At 37.7% G+C, this 24,208-nt stretch carries 17 protein-coding genes and 2 pseudogenes; 8 read left to right on the top strand and 11 right to left on the bottom strand.

Going from position 1 to position 24,208, the window contains the following annotated elements:
* Nucleotides 1-230 precede the first annotated feature (230 nt).
* The 3 genes from sdhA to sdhE are packed head-to-tail and all read left to right on the top strand — an operon-like array spanning nucleotide 231 to nucleotide 3,928.
* Nucleotides 231-2,093, top strand: a complete 1,863-nt coding sequence (gene sdhA / locus CVT15_RS04840; RefSeq protein WP_103576319.1) for an 8-methylmenaquinol:fumarate reductase flavoprotein subunit — start codon at nucleotides 231-233, stop codon at nucleotides 2,091-2,093.
* Between the two features lie 9 nt (nucleotides 2,094-2,102).
* Nucleotides 2,103-3,068: an 8-methylmenaquinol:fumarate reductase iron-sulfur subunit gene (gene sdhB, locus CVT15_RS04835; protein WP_103576320.1), complete on the top strand. Its 966-nt coding sequence runs from the start codon at nucleotides 2,103-2,105 to the stop codon at nucleotides 3,066-3,068.
* A gap of 2 nt (nucleotides 3,069-3,070) precedes the next feature.
* A complete protein-coding gene (gene sdhE / locus CVT15_RS04830; protein WP_087585917.1) occupies nucleotides 3,071-3,928 on the top strand; it encodes an 8-methylmenaquinol:fumarate reductase membrane anchor subunit in 858 nt (285 codons plus the stop codon).
* A gap of 136 nt (nucleotides 3,929-4,064) precedes the next feature.
* On the opposite strand, the gene htpG is transcribed toward sdhE, so the two are convergent.
* Entirely contained in the window at nucleotides 4,065-5,921 is a 1,857-nt protein-coding gene (gene htpG / locus CVT15_RS04825) for a molecular chaperone HtpG (protein WP_103576321.1), read from the bottom strand.
* Nucleotides 5,922-6,167: 246 nt separating this feature from the next.
* Here htpG and CVT15_RS10320 point away from each other — a divergent pair.
* Nucleotides 6,168-7,064: pseudogene (locus tag CVT15_RS10320) on the top strand (Cache 3/Cache 2 fusion domain-containing protein); the annotation flags it as partial.
* 24 nt (nucleotides 7,065-7,088) lie between these two features.
* Nucleotides 7,089-8,144: pseudogene (locus CVT15_RS10315) on the top strand (methyl-accepting chemotaxis protein); the annotation flags it as partial.
* Nucleotides 8,145-8,289: 145 nt separating this feature from the next.
* Here the strand turns inward: CVT15_RS10315 and CVT15_RS04815 are convergent.
* The 6 genes from CVT15_RS04815 to CVT15_RS04790 are packed head-to-tail and all read right to left on the bottom strand — an operon-like array spanning nucleotide 8,290 to nucleotide 13,142.
* Nucleotides 8,290-8,964 (bottom strand): lysophospholipid acyltransferase family protein, encoded by a 675-nt coding sequence (locus CVT15_RS04815; RefSeq protein WP_230853988.1) that lies wholly within the window; start codon nucleotides 8,962-8,964, stop codon nucleotides 8,290-8,292.
* Entirely contained in the window at nucleotides 8,945-10,240 is a 1,296-nt protein-coding gene (locus CVT15_RS04810) for an SH3 domain-containing protein (RefSeq protein ID WP_087585913.1), read from the bottom strand. The genes CVT15_RS04815 and CVT15_RS04810 overlap by 20 nt, the downstream gene beginning before the upstream one ends.
* Nucleotides 10,234-10,899, bottom strand: a complete 666-nt coding sequence (gene purQ, locus CVT15_RS04805) for a phosphoribosylformylglycinamidine synthase I (RefSeq protein WP_087585912.1) — start codon at nucleotides 10,897-10,899, stop codon at nucleotides 10,234-10,236. Before purQ ends, CVT15_RS04810 begins: the two co-directional genes overlap by 7 nt.
* Nucleotides 10,896-11,132, bottom strand: coding sequence for a phosphoribosylformylglycinamidine synthase subunit PurS (gene purS, locus CVT15_RS04800; protein ID WP_009293857.1), 237 nt, complete (start codon nucleotides 11,130-11,132; stop codon nucleotides 10,896-10,898). Before purS ends, purQ begins: the two co-directional genes overlap by 4 nt.
* Nucleotides 11,133-11,140: 8 nt before the next feature.
* Complete coding sequence (gene purC, locus CVT15_RS04795; protein ID WP_009293856.1) at nucleotides 11,141-11,851, bottom strand: phosphoribosylaminoimidazolesuccinocarboxamide synthase; 711 nt, start codon at nucleotides 11,849-11,851, stop codon at nucleotides 11,141-11,143.
* Nucleotides 11,852-11,867: 16 nt separating this feature from the next.
* Nucleotides 11,868-13,142, bottom strand: a complete 1,275-nt coding sequence (locus CVT15_RS04790; RefSeq protein WP_230853987.1) for a S41 family peptidase — start codon at nucleotides 13,140-13,142, stop codon at nucleotides 11,868-11,870.
* A gap of 252 nt (nucleotides 13,143-13,394) precedes the next feature.
* Here CVT15_RS04790 and CVT15_RS04785 point away from each other — a divergent pair, with 252 nt between their 5' ends.
* Nucleotides 13,395-15,968: an ATP-dependent Clp protease ATP-binding subunit gene (locus CVT15_RS04785; protein ID WP_103577205.1), complete on the top strand. Its 2,574-nt coding sequence runs from the start codon at nucleotides 13,395-13,397 to the stop codon at nucleotides 15,966-15,968.
* A 105-nt stretch (nucleotides 15,969-16,073) separates the two neighbouring features.
* Here the strand turns inward: CVT15_RS04785 and CVT15_RS04780 are convergent, their stop codons facing one another.
* A complete protein-coding gene (locus CVT15_RS04780) occupies nucleotides 16,074-17,612 on the bottom strand; it encodes an inorganic phosphate transporter (RefSeq protein ID WP_103577206.1) in 1,539 nt (512 codons plus the stop codon).
* A gap of 130 nt (nucleotides 17,613-17,742) precedes the next feature.
* Here CVT15_RS04780 and CVT15_RS04775 point away from each other — a divergent pair, with 130 nt between their 5' ends.
* A complete protein-coding gene (locus CVT15_RS04775) occupies nucleotides 17,743-18,645 on the top strand; it encodes a disulfide bond formation protein DsbA (RefSeq protein WP_107898137.1) in 903 nt (300 codons plus the stop codon).
* Nucleotides 18,646-18,675: 30 nt separating this feature from the next.
* Nucleotides 18,676-19,107, top strand: coding sequence for a GatB/YqeY domain-containing protein (locus CVT15_RS04770; RefSeq protein ID WP_103577024.1), 432 nt, complete (start codon nucleotides 18,676-18,678; stop codon nucleotides 19,105-19,107).
* 595 nt (nucleotides 19,108-19,702) lie between these two features.
* Here the strand turns inward: CVT15_RS04770 and CVT15_RS04765 are convergent.
* From CVT15_RS04765 to CVT15_RS04755, 3 genes are read right to left on the bottom strand one after another with little or no spacing between them, the layout of a single operon-like run.
* A complete protein-coding gene (locus tag CVT15_RS04765; RefSeq protein WP_103577407.1) occupies nucleotides 19,703-21,049 on the bottom strand; it encodes a TolC family protein in 1,347 nt (448 codons plus the stop codon).
* A gap of 1 nt (nucleotide 21,050) precedes the next feature.
* A complete protein-coding gene (locus tag CVT15_RS04760) occupies nucleotides 21,051-22,979 on the bottom strand; it encodes a MacB family efflux pump subunit (protein ID WP_103577406.1) in 1,929 nt (642 codons plus the stop codon).
* Nucleotides 22,980-24,173: an efflux RND transporter periplasmic adaptor subunit gene (locus CVT15_RS04755; RefSeq protein WP_103577405.1), complete on the bottom strand. Its 1,194-nt coding sequence runs from the start codon at nucleotides 24,171-24,173 to the stop codon at nucleotides 22,980-22,982. It abuts the gene before it with no gap.
* Nucleotides 24,174-24,208: the final 35 nt, after the last annotated feature.

Here is a 24,208-nt window from a genome sequence, read left to right as displayed (position 1 = left end):
TACCATTATATTTATATAAATTACCTTTAAAAGCCTATTTTATCCTTTTTGATTTTAATATCAGCTCTCATTTCTTAATCTAAAATAAATCTTTATGTTTCTTTTAAGTAAATTTAATGTAATGTTTCATTATTAATTATTTAATTAATGTAGTTGTTTTAAAAAATATTAAGAAATGAACTGGCGGTGCGTTTTAAACGCTAAAAATTTACTAAGATAGGAAGTTATCAATGAGTGAAAAATTTACCAGAAGAGAATTTCTACAAAGTGCCTGTATCAGCGTAGGTGCGCTAGCTACAACAGCTGGTGCGACCAATGTTTTTGCTGGTGAGTTGCCAAAAGGTAATGAAAATGGCTTACCATCTGTTGATGTGCTAATAATCGGCTCTGGTGGTGCTGGACTTCGTGCAGCAACAGCCGTTCGCAAGCAATATCCAAACTCAACCGTCGTTGTCACTACAAAGATGATGCCATCTCGCAATGCAACCTGTATGGCGGAGGGTGGCATAAACGGCGTTACTGACTTTAGTAATGGTGATAGCTTCAAGCTTCACGCTTATGACACAGTTAAAGGTGCGGCTTATCTTGCCGATCAAGATGCAGTTGTGAAATTTTGCGAGGCAGCAGGCGCAGTCATACATGAGCTAGATCACAATGGTATGCTCTTTTCTCGTATAGACAATGGCGATGTGTCCCGTAAAGATAATGGTGATGTTGCGTTTCGCTTCATGGGTGGCGCTAGCAAAAAGCGCTGTAACTACGCAGCTGATAAAACTGGTCACATTTTGATGCATGCTTGTCTTGATGACGCTATCACAGCTGGCGTTAAATTTCTAATGGATCACGAGCTGCTTGAGATCGGTCTTGAAGATGGCAAGGTTGAGGGCGTCGTTCTTCGCAACATCCAAGATGGTCAAATTTACCCAGTTCTTTGCAAATCTCTTGTTATCGCAACTGGCGGATACACTAGAATTTTTTATAACCGCACATCAGTTCCATTTATAGCAACTGGTGATGGCATCGCTGCTGCGCTTAAAGCAGGTCTTGGTTTTGAAGACCCTGAGATGCTTCAGTTTCACCCAACTGGCGTTCAAAATGGTGGCACATTAATCACAGAAGCTGCTCGCGGCGAGGGTGGATACTTGTTAAACAACAAGGGCGAGCGCTTTATGAAAAACTATCACGAAAAGATGGAGCTAGCTCCACGTGATGTTGTCGCTCGTGCGATCGAGACAGAAATTCGCGAAGGCAGAGGCTTTGGTGAGGGCATGAGCGCTTACGTACTTTGTGACGTTCGCCACCTTGGCAAAGATACTATTATGAAAAAGCTTCCAAAAATTCGCCACACAGCTATGCTTTTCCAAAATATCGATCTAATCGAGCAACCAGTGCCTATCCGTCCAACAGCTCACTACTCAATGGGCGGTATAGAGGTAGCTAAATTTGATGATATGAGCACAAAAATTCCTGGAATTTATGTAGGTGGTGAGGCTTCATGCGTGTCTATCCACGGTGCAAACCGCCTTGGCGGAAACAGCCTAACTGATGCAGTTGTAACTGGCGATCTAGCTGGCAAAGGTGCTGGTGCTTACGCTCAAAATGCAAAATTTGCAAGCGGCAAAAAGACTTCTGAGCTAGCAAAAATGTGGCAGGATAAATTTAAAGCCATAGCAACAGGCGAGGGCGGTGTGAACGACATGTACGCACTTCGTGAAGAGCTTGGTAAAAACAACTGGGATCTAATGGGTATCTTTAGAACTGGCGCAAAATTAGATCAGCTCTCTAAAAATTTAGAAGCTATCCAAGCAAAATATGACACCCTTAAAGTGCCAAATCAAAACCCAGTCATGAACACAGCATTTACTGACTATGTCGAGCTTGGCAACCTTATACTTCTTTCTCGTGCAGCATGCCTTGCAGCGCAAAATCGTCTTGAGAGCCGTGGCGCTCACACAAGAGAGGACTATCCAAAAAGAGATGATGTAAATTTCTTAAAACACAGCATAGTCACACTAAAAGACGGCAAGCTTGAACTTAGCTACAAAGACGTTGTGACAGGCATATTTTCACTTGACGGCAAGAAGCCAGAGTAAGGAGCTAGGATGAAAATTATTATCGACCGTTTTGACGGAACTAAAAAATATGAATCAACTTATGAACTAACAAATGAAGAGATCGCAGGGAAAACTCTTTTAACAGTGCTTCTTGATATCAAACAAAAAAAGGATGCGACGCTAAATTTCACAGCATCTTGCCGCTCAGCGATATGCGGTGCGTGCGCTGTTAGAGTAAATGGCCACTCATATCTAGCCTGTGATACGAAGATGAATGAGCTTTTGGCGGAGTATGACAATCCAGAGAGCATAAGAATTTCTCCACTTGGAAATTTCAGGGTTATATCTGATCTTATGGTGGACTGGGAGCCAAGTATCGAAAATTTACGCAAGATTAGGCCTAGCATCACTGCTAAGTCAGAATTTAGCGCAGAAAAAGGCTGTAAGCAAAGCCAAAAAGAGTATGAAAAAGTAGCGCTTGAATGGGACTGCATACTTTGCGGTGCGTGCGCTAGCGAGTGTAATAAACTTGAAGCTGATGCGAGCGATTATATGCAGCCATTTGTATTTGTTCATGCTTATAGAGCGGCCTTTGATTCACGTAGTAAAGATCCTATGCCGCACCTAAAACCAGCTATAGATAATGGGCTTTGGATGTGTGTAAAATGCCAAGAGTGCGCTGATCGCTGTCCAAAAGGCATAAGCGCATGCAAAGATATAACTGATCTTCGCATTATGGCTATACAAAAAGGCTTTGATGATGGTATGGGACCAGATCATGCTGAGGCGTTTTTAACCGATCTAGTTGATGGCTCAGGCAGACTAAATGAGATCAAGCTTGCACTTCGCTCTGAGGGAGTGTTTAGAAATATGGGCAAAATGGATATCGCTGCAAATTTAATGCTTGCAGGTAAGATGAATCCGCTTCATATTTTCGGCGAAGAGGACATAGAAGGACATGATGATCTAGTAAAAATGATAAATGCGGCTCGCAAAGCTGCTAGTAAGGAGTAATTATGCAAAACGAATTCGCTTTTTTCCCAGGATGCGTACTCTCTCAAGCAGCTAAAGAGGCTAAGATGTCGCTTGAGGCTATCGCTCCGATACTTGGCTGGAAGCTTCACGAGATAAAGGGCTGGAGCTGCTGTGGTGCCCAACAAGCACAAGACGTCGATCCTATCGCTACGCTTGTGGCAAATGCTAGAAATATAGCGCTTGCTGAACAGATGAATATGCCTATGCTTACGACATGCTCAACTTGCATGCTAACTCTAACAAGAGCTAAAACTACGCTTGATAAGGGTGCAAAGGACCGCATAAATACTTTCTTGGCTGAGGGTAATATGAAATACAATGGTTCAACCGAGATCACAAGCCTTCTTTGGGTGCTTTATCAAAACGTAGAAACGCTAAGAGCAAAGGTTGTTAAACCACTTAGCGGGCTAAAAGTAGCGCTATTTTACGGCTGCCACAGTCTAAGGCCTGAAAAAGATCTGCACAATAGAGAAAGCTCAGTCAATCCAAAGAGCTTTGAAACTGTTGTAGGCGCACTTGGTGCTACTATCGTGCCATTTGAGAAAAGACTTGATTGCTGTGGTTTCCACGCTAGTTATCCAGCTGGCACATCTGTAAGAAAAATGTCAAGTCAGATCGTAAATAACGCCGATGAAAACGGCGCTGACGTAGTTGTCACACCATGCCCGCTTTGTCAAATGCAACTTGACATCTACCAAGAGAGATATCAAGATGAGAACCACTCAAACGTGAGAAAGCCAATCATTCACCTATCTCAGCTTGTAGGTCTTGCACTTGGACTATCTGTTGAAGATCTTGGACTTGATCTAAACATCATCGACGCTACCAAGATAGCGTAAATTTTACCCCACGTCTTTTGGCGTGGGAAATTTAGCTTACACAATTAAATTTTTACTACAATAAAAACAATAAATATAAGAAATTAAATTTATAGAAGTAGGTTAAAGCCCAAAATTTCTCTTGGGCTTTATAAATTTAGATAGCTTTTAGCATAACTTTCGTTAGTAGCTCTGAAAATTTAACTGGATTTTCTAGGCTCATGCCTTCATTTAACCTTGCCATATCAAGAAGTAAAGGCGCGATCTCGTAAATCATAGCCTCATTCTTCTCTAGTTTTGCAAAAATTTCATGATCAGCATTGATTTCCAAGATCGGCTTAACTTTTGGAGCGTTTGCACCTTGTCCCATTTGTTTTAGCATCTCTTGCATAGCAAAGTCAGGATCGTTTTTATCATAGATAAGCACCGCAGCAGAGCTTGAGAGTCTTGAGCTAAGTTTTACGTCTTTAACTTCATCTTTTAAAATTTCTTTCATTTTAACAAGTGTATTTGCAACTTTACTCTCATCTACCTTTTTATCGCTTTTTATCTCGTCATTAATATCAGCGTGCGAGATAGATTTTATAGGAGTTTTGTCGAATTCATTCACCATTGGCATAACGATCGTATCTATCTCTTCATCCATAATAAGAACCTCAATATCATTTTTCTTAAAGCTCTCAAGAAGTGGAGAATTTCTTAGCATATTTTCGTTGTTGCCACTGATATAATAGATCGACTTTTGATCATCTTTCATTGCTTCTTTGTACTCTTTTAGGCTAATTAAACCATCTCTTTTTGAGCTTTTAAATAGACAAAGATCCAAAATTTGCTCTTTTTCAGCACTAAATCCATAAAGACCTTCTTTTAAAACCTTACCAAATAGTTTGTAAAATTTTATGTATTTTTCACGGTCATTATCTTTTAGCTTTGCAAGCTCGCTTAAAATTTTCTTCACGCTTTGTTCTTTGACACTTCTCATGATCGCATTTTCTTGTAAAATTTCACGGCTCACATTTAATGGCAGATCCTCAACATCAATGATACCCTTGATAAATCTTAAATATGGCGGCAAGAGTTCTTTTGCATCATCTGTGATAAAAACTCTTTTTACATAAAGTTTTACGCCACTTTGATAATCAACCCTAAATAGATCAAATGGCTCAGAGCTTGGCACATAAAATAGCGTCGAGTACTCGATCTTGCCTTCAGCCTTTGTATGAATATAAAGGAGAGGATCGCTACTGTCGTGAGAAATTTGCTTATAAAAGTCGTTATAATCTTGCTCTTTAAGGCTAGCTTTATTTAGCCTCCAAAGCGCATTTGCCTTATTTATTTGCTCGTTTTTGGTCTCATAAGTGCCTTCTTTTTCACCTTCTTTTGGAGCAACATAGCTTTGCTTATCCATAAATATAGGATAAGGAATGTGGTTTGAATACTTCTTGACTATCTCTTCAATGCGCCAAGAATTTGCAAACTCATCGTCATTTAGATACAAAGTGATATCAGTACCAAAGCTCTCTTTGCTGGCCTCTTCTATCTCGTAGCTTTTTGCATCAGATGTCCATTTGTAGGCCTTATCGCCAAGTGCTCTTTGGCTGATGACTTCGATCTTGTTTGCTACCATAAAGGCTGAGTAAAAGCCAACACCAAACTGGCCTATTAGCGAACTATCTTTTTTTGCATCGCCGCTTAAATTTTTCATAAAACCTTTTGTGCCACTTCTTGCTATCGTGCCTAAATTTTCAATAAGCTCGTCCTTATCCATACCAATACCATTGTCACTGATGGTTAAAGTCTTAGCCTTATCATCTACTTTGATGTCTATCCTTGGAGTGTAGCTTAGACTTTTATACTTTTCATCAGTCAAGCAAAGGTAGTTTAGCTTGTCAAGAGCGTCATTTGAGTTTGAGATGAGCTCTCTTAAAAATATCTCTTTGTTTGAGTAAAGAGAGTGAATCATTAAATTTAGAAGGTCATTAACCTCGGTTTGAAATTCAAATTTATCTGCCATTTTGATTTCCTTTTTTTAAATTTTTGGCAGATTATAACACAAAGTGATAAAAATATACTTAACCTTGATAGTAATACTATCAAGGTTTTTAAATTAATTTTTTAAAATAATTTCAAAAAAGTTATAATTTATAAATAAAATAATAATGATAATTTATTAATTATTATTAATTATGCATTCTTGTATAAAGTTTATTTAAAATAGTGCTATAATCAAGGCGAAAATTTTTTGGAAAAAGGAGACAAAATGAATTTACGAAGCATTTTGGTAAAAGTTTCAGCAACGATTGCTACGGTTTTGGCTGTATCTATGACATGTTTTGTCATATATACATCAAATATTTTAAAGCGCGAGATAAAAGATGGTGTGCTTACGACAGTAGAACAAAACGTCCAGCTTGCTATGAATACGGTTAAATTATTTGAGAAAGATAATGCAAGTAGTGCAGAGCTAATAATGAGTGTTTTTAAAGAGATGATCGGAAAAATTTCAACCAATCACCAGATGAGTAAGACTGGTAAATACGAAGCGATAGAACTAATATCTCAAAATGGTATTTTAAACAATAACTACGATATTCTAGATAAATTTAACAACGCTACAAAAGGCGGAATTTCAACGATTTTTGCAAAATCAGGTGATAATTTTTTAAGAGTTAGTACATCGGTGACGAAGGCTGATGGTAGTAGAGCTGTTGGTACAATGCTTGACAAAAGCGGTCAAGCCTATAAAAATATCATGAATAAAGATAGGTATATAGGTGTTGTAAATTTATTTGGACGCAACTATATGAGCGTTTATGATCCTATTATTGAAAATAACGAGGTAATAGGAATTTTATTTGTTGGCTATGATCCTACCGAGGGATTAAACAATATGAAAAAGACTTTTTCTGAGATGAAACTTGGTAAGCATGGATATTTTTCTCTGTACAATACTAAAACTGGTAAATTTGACTTCCATCCAACCAAGGCAAATCAAGAGCTAAGTGGTGAGCTAAAAACTACTATGGATAATATTGTTAAAAAAGGAAAAGGTGTTGAGCCCATTATAATTGATGGGGTTGACTGCATAGTTGCTTTTGAGTCATTTGATAAACTAGACTGGATGGTTTTAGGTTCAGCTGTTACTGATGATTTTTTAACACCATTAAAAGTAGTTAGTAAAAATTTCATCATAGCAAGTATCATAGTTACCTTACTTTTGATAGTTGTTTCGATGTTCTTGCTTAAGAAGATGGTTGCAAATCCTATCGATAGGCTAGGAACAAATTTAAATGCGATAACATCTGATTTTACAATTAAAATTCCTATTTATGGTAAAGATGAAATAGCTAAGATAAGTAAAGACATAAATGATTTTATTGAAAGAATAAGGGTATTAATAAGTGATACAAAGCACCTTTCAAGTGAAAATAGCTCCGTTGCAAATGAGCTTAGTTCTACATCTCTTCAAACAGGCAAACGTGTAGAAAAATCAACTGAAATAGTGGAAGAGACAAATCAAAGATGTAAAGTAATGCAAGAAAATATGAAAGAATCTTTAGCAGTAGCTCAAGCTGGTAAAGATGACCTTCAAAAGGCAAGCACGCATATAAAAACGGCAACTGAAGCCATAAGATCGCTATCGACACAGATTATTGACTCTGCTAATGTTGAAAATCAAATGGCTGATAAGATCAATCAGCTTAGCCGTGATGCCGAGCAGGTAAAATCAGTCCTTGTTGTTATCAATGATATAGCTGATCAAACAAATTTACTTGCTCTTAACGCAGCTATAGAGGCTGCAAGAGCAGGTGAGCATGGACGAGGCTTTGCCGTCGTTGCTGATGAAGTTAGACAGTTGGCTGAGAGGACTCAAAAGAGTTTAACTGAGATAAATGCAACTATCAATGTTATTGTTCAAGCGATTAATGATAGCAGTGAGCAAATGGGTATCAACTCTAAACAGATCCAAGAGCTAACTCACGTGGCAAGCGACGTTGAAAAAACTATAAATGTTATGAGTGAAACGATGAATAACGCTATAGCAATGTCTGATAAGACTATGCAAGACTACATCGCAACTGGCAAAAATGTAAATGAAATCATGGAAGGTATCTCAAATATCAACCAAATTTCATCCGAAAATGCTAGAAGTGTCGAAGAGATAGCTTCAGCGGCAGAACATCTAAACAAGATGACAGATGCATTAAATTCAAAACTTAGTGTCTTTAGAACTTAAGAACTTATCTACAAAACTAATATTTTTAGGTCTAGCTCTCCGCTAGACCTTTTTAAATTTATTGATAAAAATTTCTAGTATATAAAGTCAAATTTTTATAGATAATGATATAGAGTAGGGGCTTTGCAAATTTGCAAAACTAAATTTATTTTCTATTTTCGTCTAGGACTTTTTGCATACTCTCTCTAGTTGTCTCTAACCAGTTTTCTTTTGAAGTATCGACTAGATCAAGGCAAAAGAGCTTGATATCTGCTTTTTTAAAGCTAAATTCTTTTACTTTCATCGCATCGCTTCCTACGATAACGATAGGCTGGACTTTTAAATTTAGTTTTTCAACTAATAATTTTGCACCACCCTTAAAAGGCAAAAGCTTATTGGTTTGAGATCTAGTTCCTTCGGGAAATATGGCTAAAACGCGACCATTTTCAACCCTATCTTTTGCTTCACTTAAAAGCTTTATTAGTGAATGTTTATTTTCACGCTCAACCGCTATCATTTTTGGTAAGCTTAAAATTTTACCAATTATAGGAATCTTGCCAATTTGTACCTTTGCTATCCAGCAAAGATTTTTTGGATGAACCTCTTCAAGGACAATAATATCAAGCATACTTTGGTGGTTTATGAGCAAGATATTTGCCTCATCACTAAAATCGCCTATCACTTCAAGTTTATATCCACCAAAAAATCTTTGCGACCTTCCCCAAAATTTTCTTATGTCTCTATTTTTATCATTAAATAGCCACATAAAAAAGACGACTAGAATAACGCTGATAACAAACTCAATAGCAAAAAATAAAGCTCTAATTTTTGACAAGATTATCCTTTTTTACCCAGCCAATCTTACCATCAGCAAATAAAATTTTAGAGTAGTCACCTTTAGTGTCTAAAATTTCTACATTTTCATTTTTACGGGATGTGTAAAAGATGGTTGAGTTTTTTGTAGGCAAGATCGAAACGCTAATATCTGGTTTTAGAACAGCCTTACCAAAAGGGTTGTAGGTATAAATTCCAAGTGCTATAAAAATGGTTGCTACGAAAAAGTAGCTAAGCCTTCTGCGCCAAATAGCTAATAATATAAAAATTACCGCACAAGAGTAGATCGTGACATCTTTATAGGTGCTAAACTCGCTTTGTTTTGGGTTTAGTCCGATTTGTGTGCTGACATCGTCATCTTCGACACTAACTGGTAAAGAAAAGCTTTCAAATTTAGCCTTTTTTAGGTTGTAATAATTAAAGTCAAGCGATTTTTTGTTTGGCTTAAATACTGCAAAATAATATGCACTTTGTGAGTTAAAGTCGCCATTTATAGTATCTACGCCTTGCTTTAATATCGTTTTATTTTCAATATTAAAGGCGCTTAGATCGACATTGTTGCCATAAATTTCTACAACCATGATATTGTTTATATCATCAAATTTTGTTGTCTTAAATTTCTTAACTTCAAGATTATCAGCCACGATATGGTTGTAGTTCTCATCACTTCTAAGCTCTTTTAACTTCGGCAAAAAGATATTTATGCTTGAGCTCTGATAGTTTTCGCCATTTCTTTTTAGGGTTAAGCTAACTTTTAAAGTCTTTGCGTCAATGCTTGTTGCCTCAAGATAAAAAGTACCTACATATTTGTTGTCTTCACTTTTTACCCATTGAAAATTTTTCTTATTTAGCCATTTGATATTTGTTTCATCAAGCTGTGTCTCAAACTCAAACTCAAAGTCATTTTGCGTATCAGCCACTATCTCAATACTAAAAATTTCTCCTATAACAACATTTTTTGGCACATTTGTGGCTTTTAAAAGAAGCTCTTTTACTTTGATCTTGTCATATACTTGATTGTCTGGAACGCTAATGTCTGGCTCGTTTGTTGGCACAATGTTTCGCATCTGCTCTGGAGTGATACGTTCTGGCTGTGGTGACACAAATTTTCTTGAAAAATCTTGTTCTTTTGGCGGTTTTTGAGTTTTTGGATTTGAAGTAGGGCTATTTACAAATTTATCCTCCCTAGCTTCGTCCATCATGTCAAAAACGCTTACCTCGTCGGTATTTACAGCAAATAAATTTAGTACGAGTAGGGAGATAAAAAGAAAATGTTTTACCAAACTAGACCTTTTAGCATCTTCATACCATCATCTGTACCTAAAATTTTCTCACAAGCACGCTCAGGATGAGGCATAAGACCAAAAATCTTTTTGCTCTCATCACAAATTCCAGCTATGCTATCGACTGAGCCATTTGGATTTATTTCGTTACCTTTAGCATCACAGTATTTTAGTAGTACTTGATCGTTGTCGTAAAGGCTTTTTAGAGTGTTTTCATCAGTATAATAGTTGCCCTCGCCATGAGCGATAGGGATATTTACTACTTCGTTTTTGGCTAAATTTGCTAGGAATTTATTGCTATTTGAGATCACTTTTAGATGGTGATATTTTGAGACGAAATTTAAATTTTTATTTCTTCTCATTGCACCTTTTAAAAGTCCAAGCTCAAGAAGCATCTGAAAGCCATTGCAAATTCCTAGGATGTAGCCGCCTTTTTTCGCATGCTCTTTTACAGCTTGCATCGCTGGGCTAAATTTAGCTATCGCAGCCGTTCTTAGGTAATCGCCGTAGCTAAAACCACCAGGCAAAACGACTAGATCAGCTTCGATCTTATCTTCTTTGTGCCAGATGATCTGCGTTTGGCAGCCAAGTAGTTTAAAAGCGTGAGCTGTGTCTTCTTCGCAGTTTGTGCCAGGAAAAAGTATGATCGCTACTTTCATAGCACGATCTCGTAGTCTTCGATGACAGTGTTTGCTAGAAGCTCTTCACACATCACTTTTAGCTGCTCTTTTGCTTTGTTTTTATCGCTCTCGTCGATGTCTAAAACGATTTGTTTGCCTATCCTGACATTTGAAACACCGCTAAATCCAAGCGAATTTAGCGCGTGCTCCACTGCCTTACCAGCAGGGTCTAAGACCCCACTTCTTAATGCTATATTTACGACAGCTTTCATCTTTGTCCTTAAGAAAGAATTCTTCTTAAAACTTCTTCGTAAGCTACTTTTACGCTACCAAGGTCTTGTCTAAATCTATCTTTGTCAAGTTTTTCGTTTGTTGTAGCATCCCAAAATCTGCAGCTATCAGGGCTTATCTCGTCAGCTAAGATGATGTTGCCATCTTTGTCTATACCAAATTCGACTTTGAAATCAACTAGTTTTAAATTTCTCTCTGCAAAGAATTTAAATAAGATAGAGTTGATCTCTCTTGCTGTGTGTCTTAGAGTTTGAAGATCTTTTTCGCTCTTTACTAGACCCATGATGATGCAGTGCTCGTCAGTAACTAGTGGATCGTGCAAATCGTCATTTTTGTAGTAGAACTCAACAAGTGTAAAAGGTAGAACTGTGCCTTCTTTTATGCCAAGCCTTTTGCTAAGTGAGCCAGTTGCAATATTTCTCACAACAACTTCAAGAGGTATAATCTCGCATTTTTTCACCACTTGCTCAGTGTCGCTTATTGTCTCAACTAGGTCAGTCACGATACCTTTGCTCTCTAGCAGTTTAAAAAGCTGAGTAGAGATTTTGTTATTTAGTGCGCCTTTGCCAGCTTCGTTGCCTCTTTTTTGAGCGTCAAATGCTGTTAGATCGTCTTTAAATTCAGCCACAAGTAGATTTGGATCATCTGTGGCGTACATTTTCTTGCCTTTTCCCTCATAGATAAGCTCTCTTTTTTGCATGTTGTTCTCCTTTAGATTATTGTTGTTTTATCTTTAAAATTTTGATCGTATCAATCGCTGTTTTTAACTGAATATCCTCATCGACTTTTTTCTGTGTGATTATGTTTTTATCATCTTTTGCTTCAGTTTTATTGCCTTCACTTGTTGGATTTATCTTGTTTAGTTCGCTCTTTAGGTGTGCTTTTAGTTCGCTCTCTTTGATGCTAAATGCACTATCATCGCTTTGTGGCACTTTGCCTGGATGTACTATTACATCAGGCGTTACGCCAACTGCTTGGATAGTTCTGCCACTTGGCAAGTAGTATCTTGCAATGGTTAGTCTTAGCGCTTCAGTGTCGTCTATTGGCAAGATTACCTGAACGCTGCCTTTACCAAATGTGTTTTCGCCAATTATCACCGCACGCTTGTGATCTTGCAGTGAGCCACTTACTATCTCGCTAGCACTTGCGCTTCCGCCATTTACAAGGACAACAAGTGGGAGTTTTGATAAGGTTTTGCTAGCACTTGCTTTATACTCTACATTTTCAGATGCATCACGACCTTTTTGAGATACTATGATGCCATTATCTACGAAAAGATCCACTAGATCGACAGCTTGATTTAAAAGACCACCAGGGTTGTTTCTAAGATCAAGTATGATGCCATTTGCTTTTGGATGCTCTTTGATAGCATCTTTTACCTTTGTAACGACGTTTTTGTCAAAATTTGTGACGCGTATATAAAGGATGTTATCGTTTTCTATCATTTTTGCATAGACAGACTCAACCTTTATAAGATCTCTTATGATCTTTGCGTCAAATGGCTTTTGCTCGCCTTTTCGCAAAATTGTGATAGTTATTGGAGTTTTTGGCTTGCCGCGCATCTTATTTACGGCTTCATCTATCGTTGTGCCGATAGTCGAGTTGCCATCGATCCTTAAAATGATATCGCCTGCTTTTATGCCTGCTTTATCAGCTGGAGTGTCCTCGATAGGCGAGATAACGGTTAGTGCGCTATCTTTCATGCCAACTGTTATGCCAAGTCCGCCAAATTCGCCGCTTGTTTGCACCTGCATATCTTTATATGCTTTTTCATTTAAAAAGCTTGAGTGAGCATCTAAATTTTGCATCAAACCAGCGATGGCTTTGTCAATTATCTCTTTAAATTTAATGTCATCAACGTAGTATTTTTCAACAGTTGAGATGGTTTTTGTAAGTTTTGAAAGTGCTTCAAGTTTTGCACTCGCCTCATCTTCAGTTTTAGCAAAAAGTGCATTTACTGCTACGCTTGAGATGAGTAAGGCGCCTGTTATTTTTAGCGCAAAAGATCTAGTAAATTTATTCAAACTATCTCCTATATTTTTTGGCTCAATTCTATTAGCTTTTGGCTAAAAAAAGTATAAATTTAAGCTTATATTTTTGCTTTTAAATAGTTTTTGATACAAATTTATAACAGCGAATTTTAGCAATTAAATAAAAAGAGTGACAAGCATTATAAAAATACTTGACAATATAAGACTAAAGTTATATAATGGCGACCATATAAAATAATCCAAGGAGATTTAATGGCTGATATAACAGAAAATTTAACAGCTCAGATGCAAGAAACTCTTGAAAAAGGTATTAGTTTAGCGATATTTTCTAAAAATCCGCAAGTTGTTCCGCTTCATATTTTTTGGGCTTTGCTTGCAGATAGCAATTCCATTTTAAACCAAGTGTTTAATAAAATGAATGTAAGTAAAGATGCTGTCGAGCTTGAAGTAAAAAGTAAAATTTCTTCACTTCCAAGTAGCTCAAATGTCACAAAAGATAACGTTTCGGTTTCAAGAGAGCTTATAAATTCGCTTGAAAACGCAAAAGCTTTGATGGTAAGTATGGGCGATAGCTACATAGCTGTTGATACATGGATCATCTCGGCTCTTGAGCTTAGTGAGATCAAACAAATTTTAAGCAAATTTTGCGACATCTTAGAGATTAAAAAGAACCTTGAAAGCATAAGAGGCGGTAAAAAGATAGATAGCCAAACTGGCGATGATACCCTTGATAGCTTAGAGAAATTTGGTATCGATCTAACGCAAAAAGCCCTAAATAAAGAGCTTGATCCAGTCATCGGCCGCGATGAAGAGATCACTAGGATGATGCAAATTTTAATAAGAAAGAGCAAAAACAACCCTATCTTGCTTGGTGAGCCAGGTGTTGGTAAAACTGCCATCGTTGAGGGGCTAGCTCAAAAGATAGTGGCTCGCGATGTGCCAACAAGTCTTGCAAACAAGCGTGTCATCGCGCTTGATATGAGCGCAGTTGTAGCTGGCGCAAAGTATAGGGGTGAGTTTGAAGACAGGCTAAAAGCTGTCATCGACGAGGTCAAAAAAGCTGGTAATATCATACTTTTTATAGATGAGATTCACACCATAGTAGGAGCTGGTGCGAGCGAGGGCGGAATGGACGCTGCAAATATCCTAAAACCAGCTCTTGCACGTGGCGAGCTTCACGCTGTTGGTGCGACGACATTAAAAGAGTATAGAAAGTACTTTGAAAAAGATGCGGCACTTCAAAGGCGCTTCCAGCCAATAGACGTCAAAGAGCCAAGCGTAAATGAGGCACTTCAAATTTTACGTGGCATAAAAGAGCGCCTTGAAGTTCATCACGGCATCACGATAACAGATAGTGCGCTAGTTGCCGCAGCAAGGTTAAGTGACCGCTACATCGCAAACCGCTTCTTGCCAGATAAGGCGATCGACCTTATAGATGAGGCAGCAGCTGAGCTTAAGATGCAAATAGAGAGCGAGCCATACGAGCTTTCAAAGATAAAACGCGAGATCGTAACACTTCAAGTAGAAAAAGAAGCTCTAAAGATGGAGAATGCTGATAAAAACAAAGAAAGACTTGGCGAGATCGAAAAAGAGATAGCTGACCTGAACGAGAAAAAGCTAGCGCTTGATACTAAATTTGAAAATGAAAAGGCAGTTTTCGGCGGAATTTCAAAAGCTACAAAAGAGATCGATAGCTTAAAATCACAAGCTGAGATAGCTAAAAGAAATGGCGATCTTCAAAAGGCTGCCGAGATAGAATACGGCAAGATAGCTGACGCTAAAAAGCACAAACACGAGCTTGAAGAAAAATGGGAGAGCATGAAAAAAGAGGGCGTGCTTCTTAAAAATCAAGTTGATGAAGAGCTTGTGGCTGAAATTTTGAGCAAATGGACTGGAATTTCAGTTAAAAAGATGCTAACAAGCGAAAAAGAGAAATATCTGCGCATTGAAGAGCATCTAAGAGAGAGTGTTGTCGGTCAAGATGACGCACTACACGCACTTGCACGTGCTGTTAAGAGAAACAAAGCAGGGCTAAATGAGGGTCAAAGGCCGATTGGTTCGTTTTTATTTCTTGGACCAACAGGCGTTGGTAAAACTCAGTCTGCTAAGGCTTTGGCCAAGTTTTTATTTGACGATGAGAAGGCACTTATCCGCTTTGATATGAGCGAATATATGGAAAAACACAGCGTGAGCAGGCTACTTGGTGCGCCTCCAGGATATGTAGGATACGATGAGGGTGGTCAGCTAACAGAGGCAGTTCGTAGAAGACCTTACTCAGTCATACTTTTTGACGAGGTTGAAAAGGCACATAAGGATGTGTTTAACATACTTTTGGGGATTTTAGATGATGGACGCGCTACTGATAACAAGGGTGTAACGGTTGATTTTAAAAATACTATCATCATTTTAACTTCAAACATCGCTTCAAATTTCATAATGGAGCTAAAGGGCGAAGATCGTGATGTGGCTGTTAAAAACGAGCTTAAAAACTACTTTAAACCTGAGTTTTTAAATAGGCTTGATGATACTATCATTTTTAATCCTCTAAATGAGCAAGGCCTAATCTCTATCGTTGAGATCATGTTTAAAGAGCTTGAAAAAACTCTTCATAACCGCGGTATCAAGGCAATTTTGAGCGAAGAGGCTAAGAAATTTATCGCAAAAGCTGGCTTTGACATAGTTTATGGTGCAAGGCCTCTTAGAAGAGCGCTTTATGAGCTAGTTGAAGATAAGATCGCTGATATGATCTTAAAAGATGGGCTTGAAAGTGGCGATGAGATCACCATTGATAGCGATGGCGAGAAGATCATCATTAAGAAAAAATAACTTCAAATTTACTTGGCAGGTTGGATCAACTTGCCAAGCTCTCATATAAAATTTATACAAAAAATATCTAAAAAATAGGGCGGTTTTTGCTACTTAAAAATATGACTAAACGCCTAAAAATTTAGCAAGGGCAAAATAAAATATAGCTGATGAGATAGCAGCTGCTGGGAGCGTGATGAGCCAAGCAAGAATGATTGGTCTTACCATTTTCCAGTTTGCATTTTTATTTACGATGCCGATGCCTAAAACTGCGCCTATTAGGATATGAGTTGAGCTAACTGGTATGCCAAGCTTTGTGGCTAGAAGTATGACGATACTTGACGCAAGCTCGGCACTAAAACCAGTTGTAGGCAAAATTTCAGCTAGTTTTGAGCCGATGGTAGTGATCACCTCTTTACCTAAAAACCAAAGTCCAACGACAAGTGAGATACCAAAGGTTACCATTGCGATGCTAGGTATCGGTGAGCTTTCGTTTATAGAGCCAGTTTTTAGCACGTCAAGTACAGCTGCAAATGGTCCAACTGCATTTGCGATGTCGTTTGCGCCGTGTGAAAACGCAAAAGATGAAGCTGTAAAAATTTGAAACCATGAAAAAATTCTATTGATGCTCTTTTCGCTATCGTTTTTACTCATGACGTTTATGATAGCAAGGCTTGCAAGATATGCTAGAGCTCCGATAACAAAGATAATCCAGATAGTTTGGATGATGCTAAAGGCTAAATTTATATGCTCAAGCCCTTTAAAAAGCATCATCGATGAGATCACCATTGCGGCAAATCCAGCGATGATTGGGATATGTTTTTTCATTGCCTTAAAAGTGTCTATCTCTTTTTCACCATCTTTCATAATGCGAATTTTTGAACGGTACTCGCTGTATTCAGTGGTTTCGATCTCGTCCTCATCGATAACTGCGATCTTTGAAAGAGTAGCTATTTGCTCCTCAGCCGGCTTCGTTTTTAGTGCCTTTATAAAGCTTTCTTTATAAGCTTTTCGCTCAGCTTTTAGAGCTTTTAGATTCATTTTAAGTTCATGTGTTGGCTCAATAATCTTACTTTTTACGTAGCCAAATATAATGTAAGACATCACACCTCCAAGCAGTGGTGAGATAACCCAACTTACGGCAATCCTGCCAATCTCACCCCATGAGACCATGCTAAATGGTTCTGGATCTTTTATCATAAAGCCCATAGCAAGTCCTGCACCAACGATGCCGCCAACGATCGAGTGGGTGGTCGAGACTGGTAGACCTTTTTTGGATGCGTAAAATAGCCAAAGGCCTGAGCTAAGAAGGGCTGAGATCATGATGATGACAAATTTCATCGGATTTAGATCGCTTGGAAATTTCACGATCTCGTTTCTAATCGTATTTGTAACCTCTGATCCTGCAAATATAGCACCGCTAAGCTCAAAAATGGCTGCAATGATGAGAGCTTGCTTAAGCGTAAGAGTCTTAGCGCCAACGCTTGTGCCAAAGCTGTTTGCAACGTCATTTCCACCGATATTAAAGGCCATAAAAAGACCAAACATGCTGGCGATCAAGAATAAAAAGTAGTTATTTGTCGGGATGTATTGATAGCCCCAAACGAAAAATCCAACGCTACAAATTGCGAAAATAACAAATGCCAATAAGTTATCTCGAAGCAATCAAGCCCCCTTATAAGGTTTTTGATATGGATTATATCTTGAAAAATATTAAAGTTTTTAGAATTTTTCAACTTTAAATGATACTAAATTATCATATGTTAGAATCTGCAAAAATTTTTAAGGATAAATTTTGGTTATAGCGATCGATCTTGGCTCAAACACATTTCGCGTAGCGCTTGTCAAAAAAGAGCAAAATGGTTTTAGTAATGAGCAAATTTATGAAAAGATAGTAGGAGCTGCTAGAAGGCTAAATGAAAGTGGCAAGATAGCAGATGAGTCCAAAAATAGGCTCTTTAAGGCGATAGCAGAGGCTAAAAATAAATTTGATTTTGATAAATTTACATGCATAGCAGTCGCGACTGAGGCTTTTAGGGTAGCGTCAAATAGCGAGGAAATTTTTAGCGAGATAAGAGAGAAATTTGGCATAAATTTTCATATCATCAGTGGTAAAGTAGAAGCAAAGCTTACATTTTTGGGTGTTCAAAATGCTTTTAAAAAGCTTGGAATCAATGAAAATTTTAGCGTCATTGACATTGGTGGAGCAAGCTCAGAGATCGGCGAAGATGGAAATTTTATGAGCTTTAAATTTGGCATTATTACATTTTTTGAAAAATTTAAAACACTTGATTTAATGCAAGAAAATGCAAAATTTTATACAAAAGATGCAAGAGAATTTTTAAATAGCTTAAAAAATAAATTTATCGTACTGACTTCCGGTGTACCAACTACTATCGCAGCGCTACGACTTGGACTTAACTACGAGAACTATGATCCAAAAAAAGTAAGCGGATTTGAGCTTAAAAACGACGATCTTGCTTGGTTTGTAAATGAGCTCTTAAAGATGGACGATAAGAGCGCTGACGTGGTGGTTGGAAGAAGTAGAAAGTATCCGCTCATAGCTGGGACACTGCTCTTAAAAGAGCTACTAATAGGGCAAAAAGCGAAATTTATAGTGATAGATGATGGGCTTAGAGAGGGTGTTGGGGTGACCTATCTGCAAGGAAAATTTCAAGAAATTATCACAAATTTTTAGTTAATATTTCAAAAATTTAAAGGAGAGAAAATGAGCATAAGAGGGCAAATTTTAGCTGACATAAAAGAGGCTATGAAGGCAAAAGATGAGTTTAAAAGAGATACTTTAAGAACGCTAAATGCAGCACTTAAGCAAGTTGAAGTCGATCAAAGGATTGAAATGACTGATGAAGTGGTACTTCCGCTACTTCAAAGGGAGATCAAAAAGAGGGCTGACTCGGTTGAACTTTATATAAAAGGTGCTAGAGAGGATTTGGCTAAAAAAGAGCAGGGTGAGATTGAGCTGATTAAGACATATTTACCAGCGCAACTAAGCGATGAGGAGCTAAAGGCAAAGATCGAGACTATCATCCAAAAAACTGGTAAAAACCTTGGTGCTGTGATGAAAATGGCAAAAGATGAAATCGGAGCGAGTGCTGAGGCAAAACGCATAAGCATGATCGCAAAAGAGCTTTTGGCTTAAAATCTACAATCTTATAAAAATTTTAATTTTGAAAACTTACTTGTAAGTTTTCAAAAAAACAAATACGACTTTCATTTTAAAAAGATAATTTTAAAAGCATAATACTTATATGAATATGTTAAAGGGTAAAATACAAGCTTTTTTATATATTTGTATTGAAAACTATAATTTTCAAATTATTATTTTAATTTTCTTGTTTTTTCTTTTAAATAAATTTAAATATTGATTTATAGGCTTATTTTGGATTTTATCTTTTGTATGATTTAATTTATCCATTAAATTTGATGTAAAAAAATATTTGTAAAAAAATCAGTTAAAAATTTACAATTTTTTTAAAAAAAATAATAGATTTTTTTGTTGTAGTTTAAGAAATTTAAGCGATTGTGGTAGAAAGAAATTTAGCTAACCTATTTTTTAAATTTAACTAAAGAAAGAATATACGGACATTCAGTGTATATTCTTTAGTATAAAGATTGGTGAGTCTAAAATTTCTAGCATATCTTCTCATAAATGAGAGAAATTTCACAACTTTTTTTGCTTGTTTTAGTTTTATCTGCGCTAAACTCGTTTGTCTCATAGCTCCAAACTAAGAAATTTACCTATTAAATTTACCAGCCATGGCTTTGTAGATATTTAGCTCGTCTTGTAAGAGAGTATATTTTGCCTTTAATAGCCCTATTTTGGCTTCTAGCTCGCTATTTTTTGCCTCCAAAAACTGCTTTAACTCAATCTTGCCATAAGAGTATTTTAGCTCGTAAATTTTTGAAATTTCCTCGTAGTTTTTTATCTGCTCTCGGTAGTTTGTAAGTAGTGCTTCGTCGTTTAAGTAGCCTTTGTAAAATGCGTCTATCTCGTTTAATGCACTATTTAGAGTGCTTATGTAGTTTAGTTTTGCAAGCTCAAAATTTGCCTCGCTGACCTTTAAATTTGACTTTAGTTTGTGGTAGTTTAAAAATGGTAAATTTAAAGCTATGTTGCCATTTAGGAATTTAAGGCTAAACGCTTCCTCTTTTTTGTTGGTACTACTTTTTAGGCTAGCTCCTAGCGTGATGCTTGGATAAAAATCTTTTTGACTAGCTTTATAGTTTAGGATGCCCTCTTCTATGCGGTAAATGGCCGCTCTTATATCAGGGCGGTTTGCTATGGCACTTGTTGGCACATCTAGATCAACGCCCACTTTTTTTACAGGACTTAGCGTGAGGCCCTCAAATTTAAGCTCAAAATCCGGCCTCTCATTTAGCAAAATCCTAAGCATTTTCTTGGCTACGACTAGCTCTTTTTTGGCATTTTCTATCTTGTTTTGAGCGCTTAAAAGCTGTGAGTTTATCTGTTTTAAGCTTAGCGCCTCCTCTTTGCCAAGCTCAAATTTAAACCTAACTATCTCATTTAGTTCATTATAAATTTCTAAAATTTGCTTATAAGTTTTAATGCTCTCATTTAGATATAATATCTGAAAATACGCGTCTGCCACAGAGTTTATCACGCTTAGTTTGCTAGCTTCCAGATCAAATTTAGTTGCTTTTGTCTCAAACATCGCTGCGTCTTTGCTATTTGCTAGCTTTTGCCAAAGATCAAGCTCGTAGCTAAGCCCTATATTTGAGCTAAAATTTCTACTAGAAGCACCACCCTCTTTTATATTTTTACTACTTCCAGCCTCGAAACCAGCGTTAAAGTTTGGGATAAGATTTGCCTCCAAAATACCAGCTTGAGCGAGTGCTTTATTTACATTTATTGCTGCTTTTGTAAGGTCGGTATTGTTTTTAAGCGCAAGTTCTACAAGCTCATCAAGGTAGCTTTGATGATACTCTTTCCACCAAGAAGTGTTTAAATTTAACTCCCTGCTAGCGTTATCTTCAAGTAAAATTTGCTTGTAATTTTCATCTATATTTTTAACAGCGCAGCCGCTTAAAACGAGCACTAAAGCTAGGCTAAGAAATTTCATATTACTCCCTTGAAAGCGCATCTATTGGGTTTAGTTTTGAGGCATTTTTGGCAGGCATGTAGCCAAAGATGATGCCAATAGCCATCGACGTAACAAGTGCAAGTATGATCGAGCCATTTGAAAAGATCATGCTAAAGCCATCTAAAAAGTTATTAAATATGTAGCCGATCGCGTAAGAAAATCCTATGCCGATGGCTCCGCCGATAAGGCAAAGTAGCACCGCCTCTATCAAAAACTGCTGCAAGATGTTGCTCTGTCTGGCTCCGATCGCCATTTTTATGCCTATCTCTTTGGTGCGCTCGGTGACTGAGACTAGCATGATGTTCATGACGCCTATGCCCCCAACTACGAGCGAGACGACGGCGATACTTGAGATGAGAAGGCGCATGGTTGAGATGGTCTCTTCGATCGTTTGCTTTATGCTGTCTGAGTTTCTTGTAAAAAAGTCCTTTTTGCCGTGCTTGATCTCTAAAAGCTCGCTTATACTCTTTTCGGCGATTTGCGCATTGACACCTTCATTTACTTTAGCTGTGATCGAGCTTATAAATTTATCCCCTGTGACCTTGTTTAGCACAGTCGTGTAAGGGGCGTAAATTTTAAGCGTGCTGGCGTCGCCCATCTTAAAATCATCCTTTTGCAAAACGCCGATAATACGGAGCGGCTTTTTGTTAAAAAGTATGATCTTGCCGATAGGGTCATCATTTTTAAAGATACTATTTTTGGTGTTTTGATCGATTAGAGCAACTGAATCAGAGTTTAAAACCTCGTCATCATCATAAATTCTACCCTCTTCTAGCTTTAGTCCATTTACGTCAAAGCTCCCTACTCCACCGCCTTTTAGTGTCGCTGTTAAGGAGATATTTTCATATGTTAGTACGCCTGAAGTACTTGTATTTGGAGTGACTGAGTCAAGAAACGACTGCTTTGAGAGCATATTTGCGTCACTTATAGAGAGCGTTTTTACCCTGCCTGAGAGCATATCGCCAAAGCCTTTTCCTGGCATTATATCGATCGTATTTGTGCCGATCTTTCTAATGCCAGCTAAAATTTGCTCCTGTGAGCCTTTGCCAAGAGCTACGACGCTAATGACCGCCGTGATGCCAATTATAATGCCAAGCATAGTAAGAAGCGATCTTAATTTATGAGCTAGCATCGCATTTACCGACATTTTAAAGCTTTCAATTAGCTGATCTTTATAGTAGGTAAATTTACTTTTTTCTGGCTGAGTTTGCTTTGTGGCCTCAAAAATTTCACTATTTTTTATATTATCACTTACGATGTTGCCATCTTTTATCTCGATCACTCTACTCGCGTACTCGGCGATCTTTGGGTCGTGCGTGACGATGATGATGGTGTGACCTTTTTTGTAAAGATCCACTAAAATTTCCATCACTCTTAGACCACTTTTGCTATCAAGCGCGCCTGTTGGCTCATCAGCCAAGATGATCTCGCCACCATTCATCAGCGCCCTTGCTATGGAGACCCTTTGCTGCTGTCCGCCTGAGAGTTTATTTGGTAAATTTTTAGCCTTTTCGCTAAGGCCAAGAGAGTCTAAAATCTCCATTCCTCTTTTTTCTCGGTCGCTCTTATTTGCCCCTGCGTAAATGCTTGGAAGTGCGACGTTTTCAAGAGCATTCATTGTGCTAAGAAGGTTATATCTTTGAAAGATAAAGCCAAATTTATCTCGTCTAAGCTTAGCAAGTGCGTCACTATCAAATTTTGATATATCTTTGCCATCTAGCAAGTACTGTCCGCCACTTGGGCTATCTAAGCAGCCAAGGATATTCATAAGCGTTGATTTGCCAGAGCCAGACTGACCGATAATGGCTATAAATTCGCCCTTTTTTATCTCTAAATTTATGCCATGAAGAATTTCTATCTCATTATCGCCAAGCTTAAAGCTTTTTGTGATATTTTTTAGGCTTATCACTTAAAACTTCTTATTTTCTTTTTCGATCATCTTGGCTATCTCGCTTGCTGAGCCTTGTGATGTGATGATCTCGTCGCCATCTTTCACGCCGCTAATGATCTGCGTATCAAGGTTGTCTTTTATGCCAGTTTTGACCGCTGTTTTTACCGCTTTGCCGTCTTTTAAAATATAGACAAAAGTGCCGTTTTCATCTTTTTTGATGCCGATGCTTGGTACGATGATAGCGTCCTTTACATTTGCTATTAAAAGCTCATTTTGTGTTGTCATGCCTATTCTTAAAATTTTATCTTTATTTTCAACTATGCTTTGAGCATAATAATAAACAGCTGAGTTGCTTGAAGTGCTTGAGCTTGTGGATTTGCTACTACTGCTAGAGCCGTAGCTACCATCGCTTAATGTCGTTAAGCCAGGGTCGATTGAGCTAACCGTCGTTTGAAATTTTTTCGTTGGCTCAGAGAGGATCGAGTATTCAACTGGCGTGCCAACTTTTATCTTTGTGATGTCGCCCTCGGCTATTTGCATCTTCATCTTGACATAGGCAAGATCTGCGATCTTTACGATGGTTGGCGTAGTTTGATTGGCATTTACGGTTTGTCCCTCTTCGACCTGCACGCTTACTATTATGCCATCTCTTGGAGCGGTGATCTTTGTGTAGCCTAAATTTATCTTAGCGGTGCTTAGCTCGATATTTGTCTGCTTGATCTGAGCCTCGAGCTCCTTTATCTTGGCACTATTTGAGCTAAAAGTGTTTTTTGCGCTTTCAAATTCTTGCTTTGAAGTGGCGTTTTTAGCAAAGAGTGCATTTTCTCTATCAAACTGCGTTTTAGCGATATTTAGAGCCACTTTTGCGCTTTCAAGCTGAGCTTTGTAGATAGCTAGTTGCGCCTCTTTATTATCGATGTTATTTTGCTGGGTCGAGCTATCGATACTTGCGATCATATCGCCCTTTTTGACCTGATCTCCAAGCTTAACGTAGAGCTTTTTTATCTGGCCGCTCACCTGCGCACCCACATCAACTAGCTCGGTAGCGAAAATTTCTCCAGTCGCATCGACTTTTTTGCTAAATGAACCTTTCTTTGCCTTTTTGGTGATAAACTCCACCTTTTCATCTTTTATCTTAAAAAATTTATCATAGATAAAGTATCCACCGACGCCTAAAATAAGCAGGATTATTAAAATTTTAGATTTTTTCATTGCTTCTCTTTGTAAAAAATTAGTCAATTTTACTT

Source organism: Campylobacter concisus, assembly GCF_003048595.2.
Classification (GTDB): Bacteria; Campylobacterota; Campylobacteria; order Campylobacterales; family Campylobacteraceae; genus Campylobacter_A; species Campylobacter_A concisus_L.
The sequence above is the reverse complement of the archived record's forward strand: the minus strand, read 5'-3'. Positions and strand labels throughout refer to the sequence as shown.

Excerpts from the sequence above, each read along its gene's own strand:
- sdhA (WP_103576319.1), top strand. The coding sequence starts at position 231 with ATGAGTGAAAAATTTACCAGAAGAGAATTTCTACAAAGTGCCTGTATC.
- sdhB (WP_103576320.1), top strand. The coding sequence starts at position 2,103 with ATGAAAATTATTATCGACCGTTTTGACGGAACTAAAAAATATGAATCA.
- sdhE (WP_087585917.1), top strand. The coding sequence starts at position 3,071 with ATGCAAAACGAATTCGCTTTTTTCCCAGGATGCGTACTCTCTCAAGCA.
- htpG (WP_103576321.1), bottom strand. The coding sequence starts at position 5,921 with ATGGCAGATAAATTTGAATTTCAAACCGAGGTTAATGACCTTCTAAAT.
- purQ (WP_087585912.1), bottom strand. The coding sequence starts at position 10,899 with ATGAAAGTAGCGATCATACTTTTTCCTGGCACAAACTGCGAAGAAGAC.
- purS (WP_009293857.1), bottom strand. The coding sequence starts at position 11,132 with ATGAAAGCTGTCGTAAATATAGCATTAAGAAGTGGGGTCTTAGACCCT.
- purC (WP_009293856.1), bottom strand. The coding sequence starts at position 11,851 with ATGCAAAAAAGAGAGCTTATCTATGAGGGAAAAGGCAAGAAAATGTAC.
- CVT15_RS04785 (WP_103577205.1), top strand. The coding sequence starts at position 13,395 with ATGGCTGATATAACAGAAAATTTAACAGCTCAGATGCAAGAAACTCTT.
- CVT15_RS04770 (WP_103577024.1), top strand. The coding sequence starts at position 18,676 with ATGAGCATAAGAGGGCAAATTTTAGCTGACATAAAAGAGGCTATGAAG.
- CVT15_RS04765 (WP_103577407.1), bottom strand. The coding sequence starts at position 21,049 with ATGAAATTTCTTAGCCTAGCTTTAGTGCTCGTTTTAAGCGGCTGCGCT.
- CVT15_RS04755 (WP_103577405.1), bottom strand. The coding sequence starts at position 24,173 with ATGAAAAAATCTAAAATTTTAATAATCCTGCTTATTTTAGGCGTCGGT.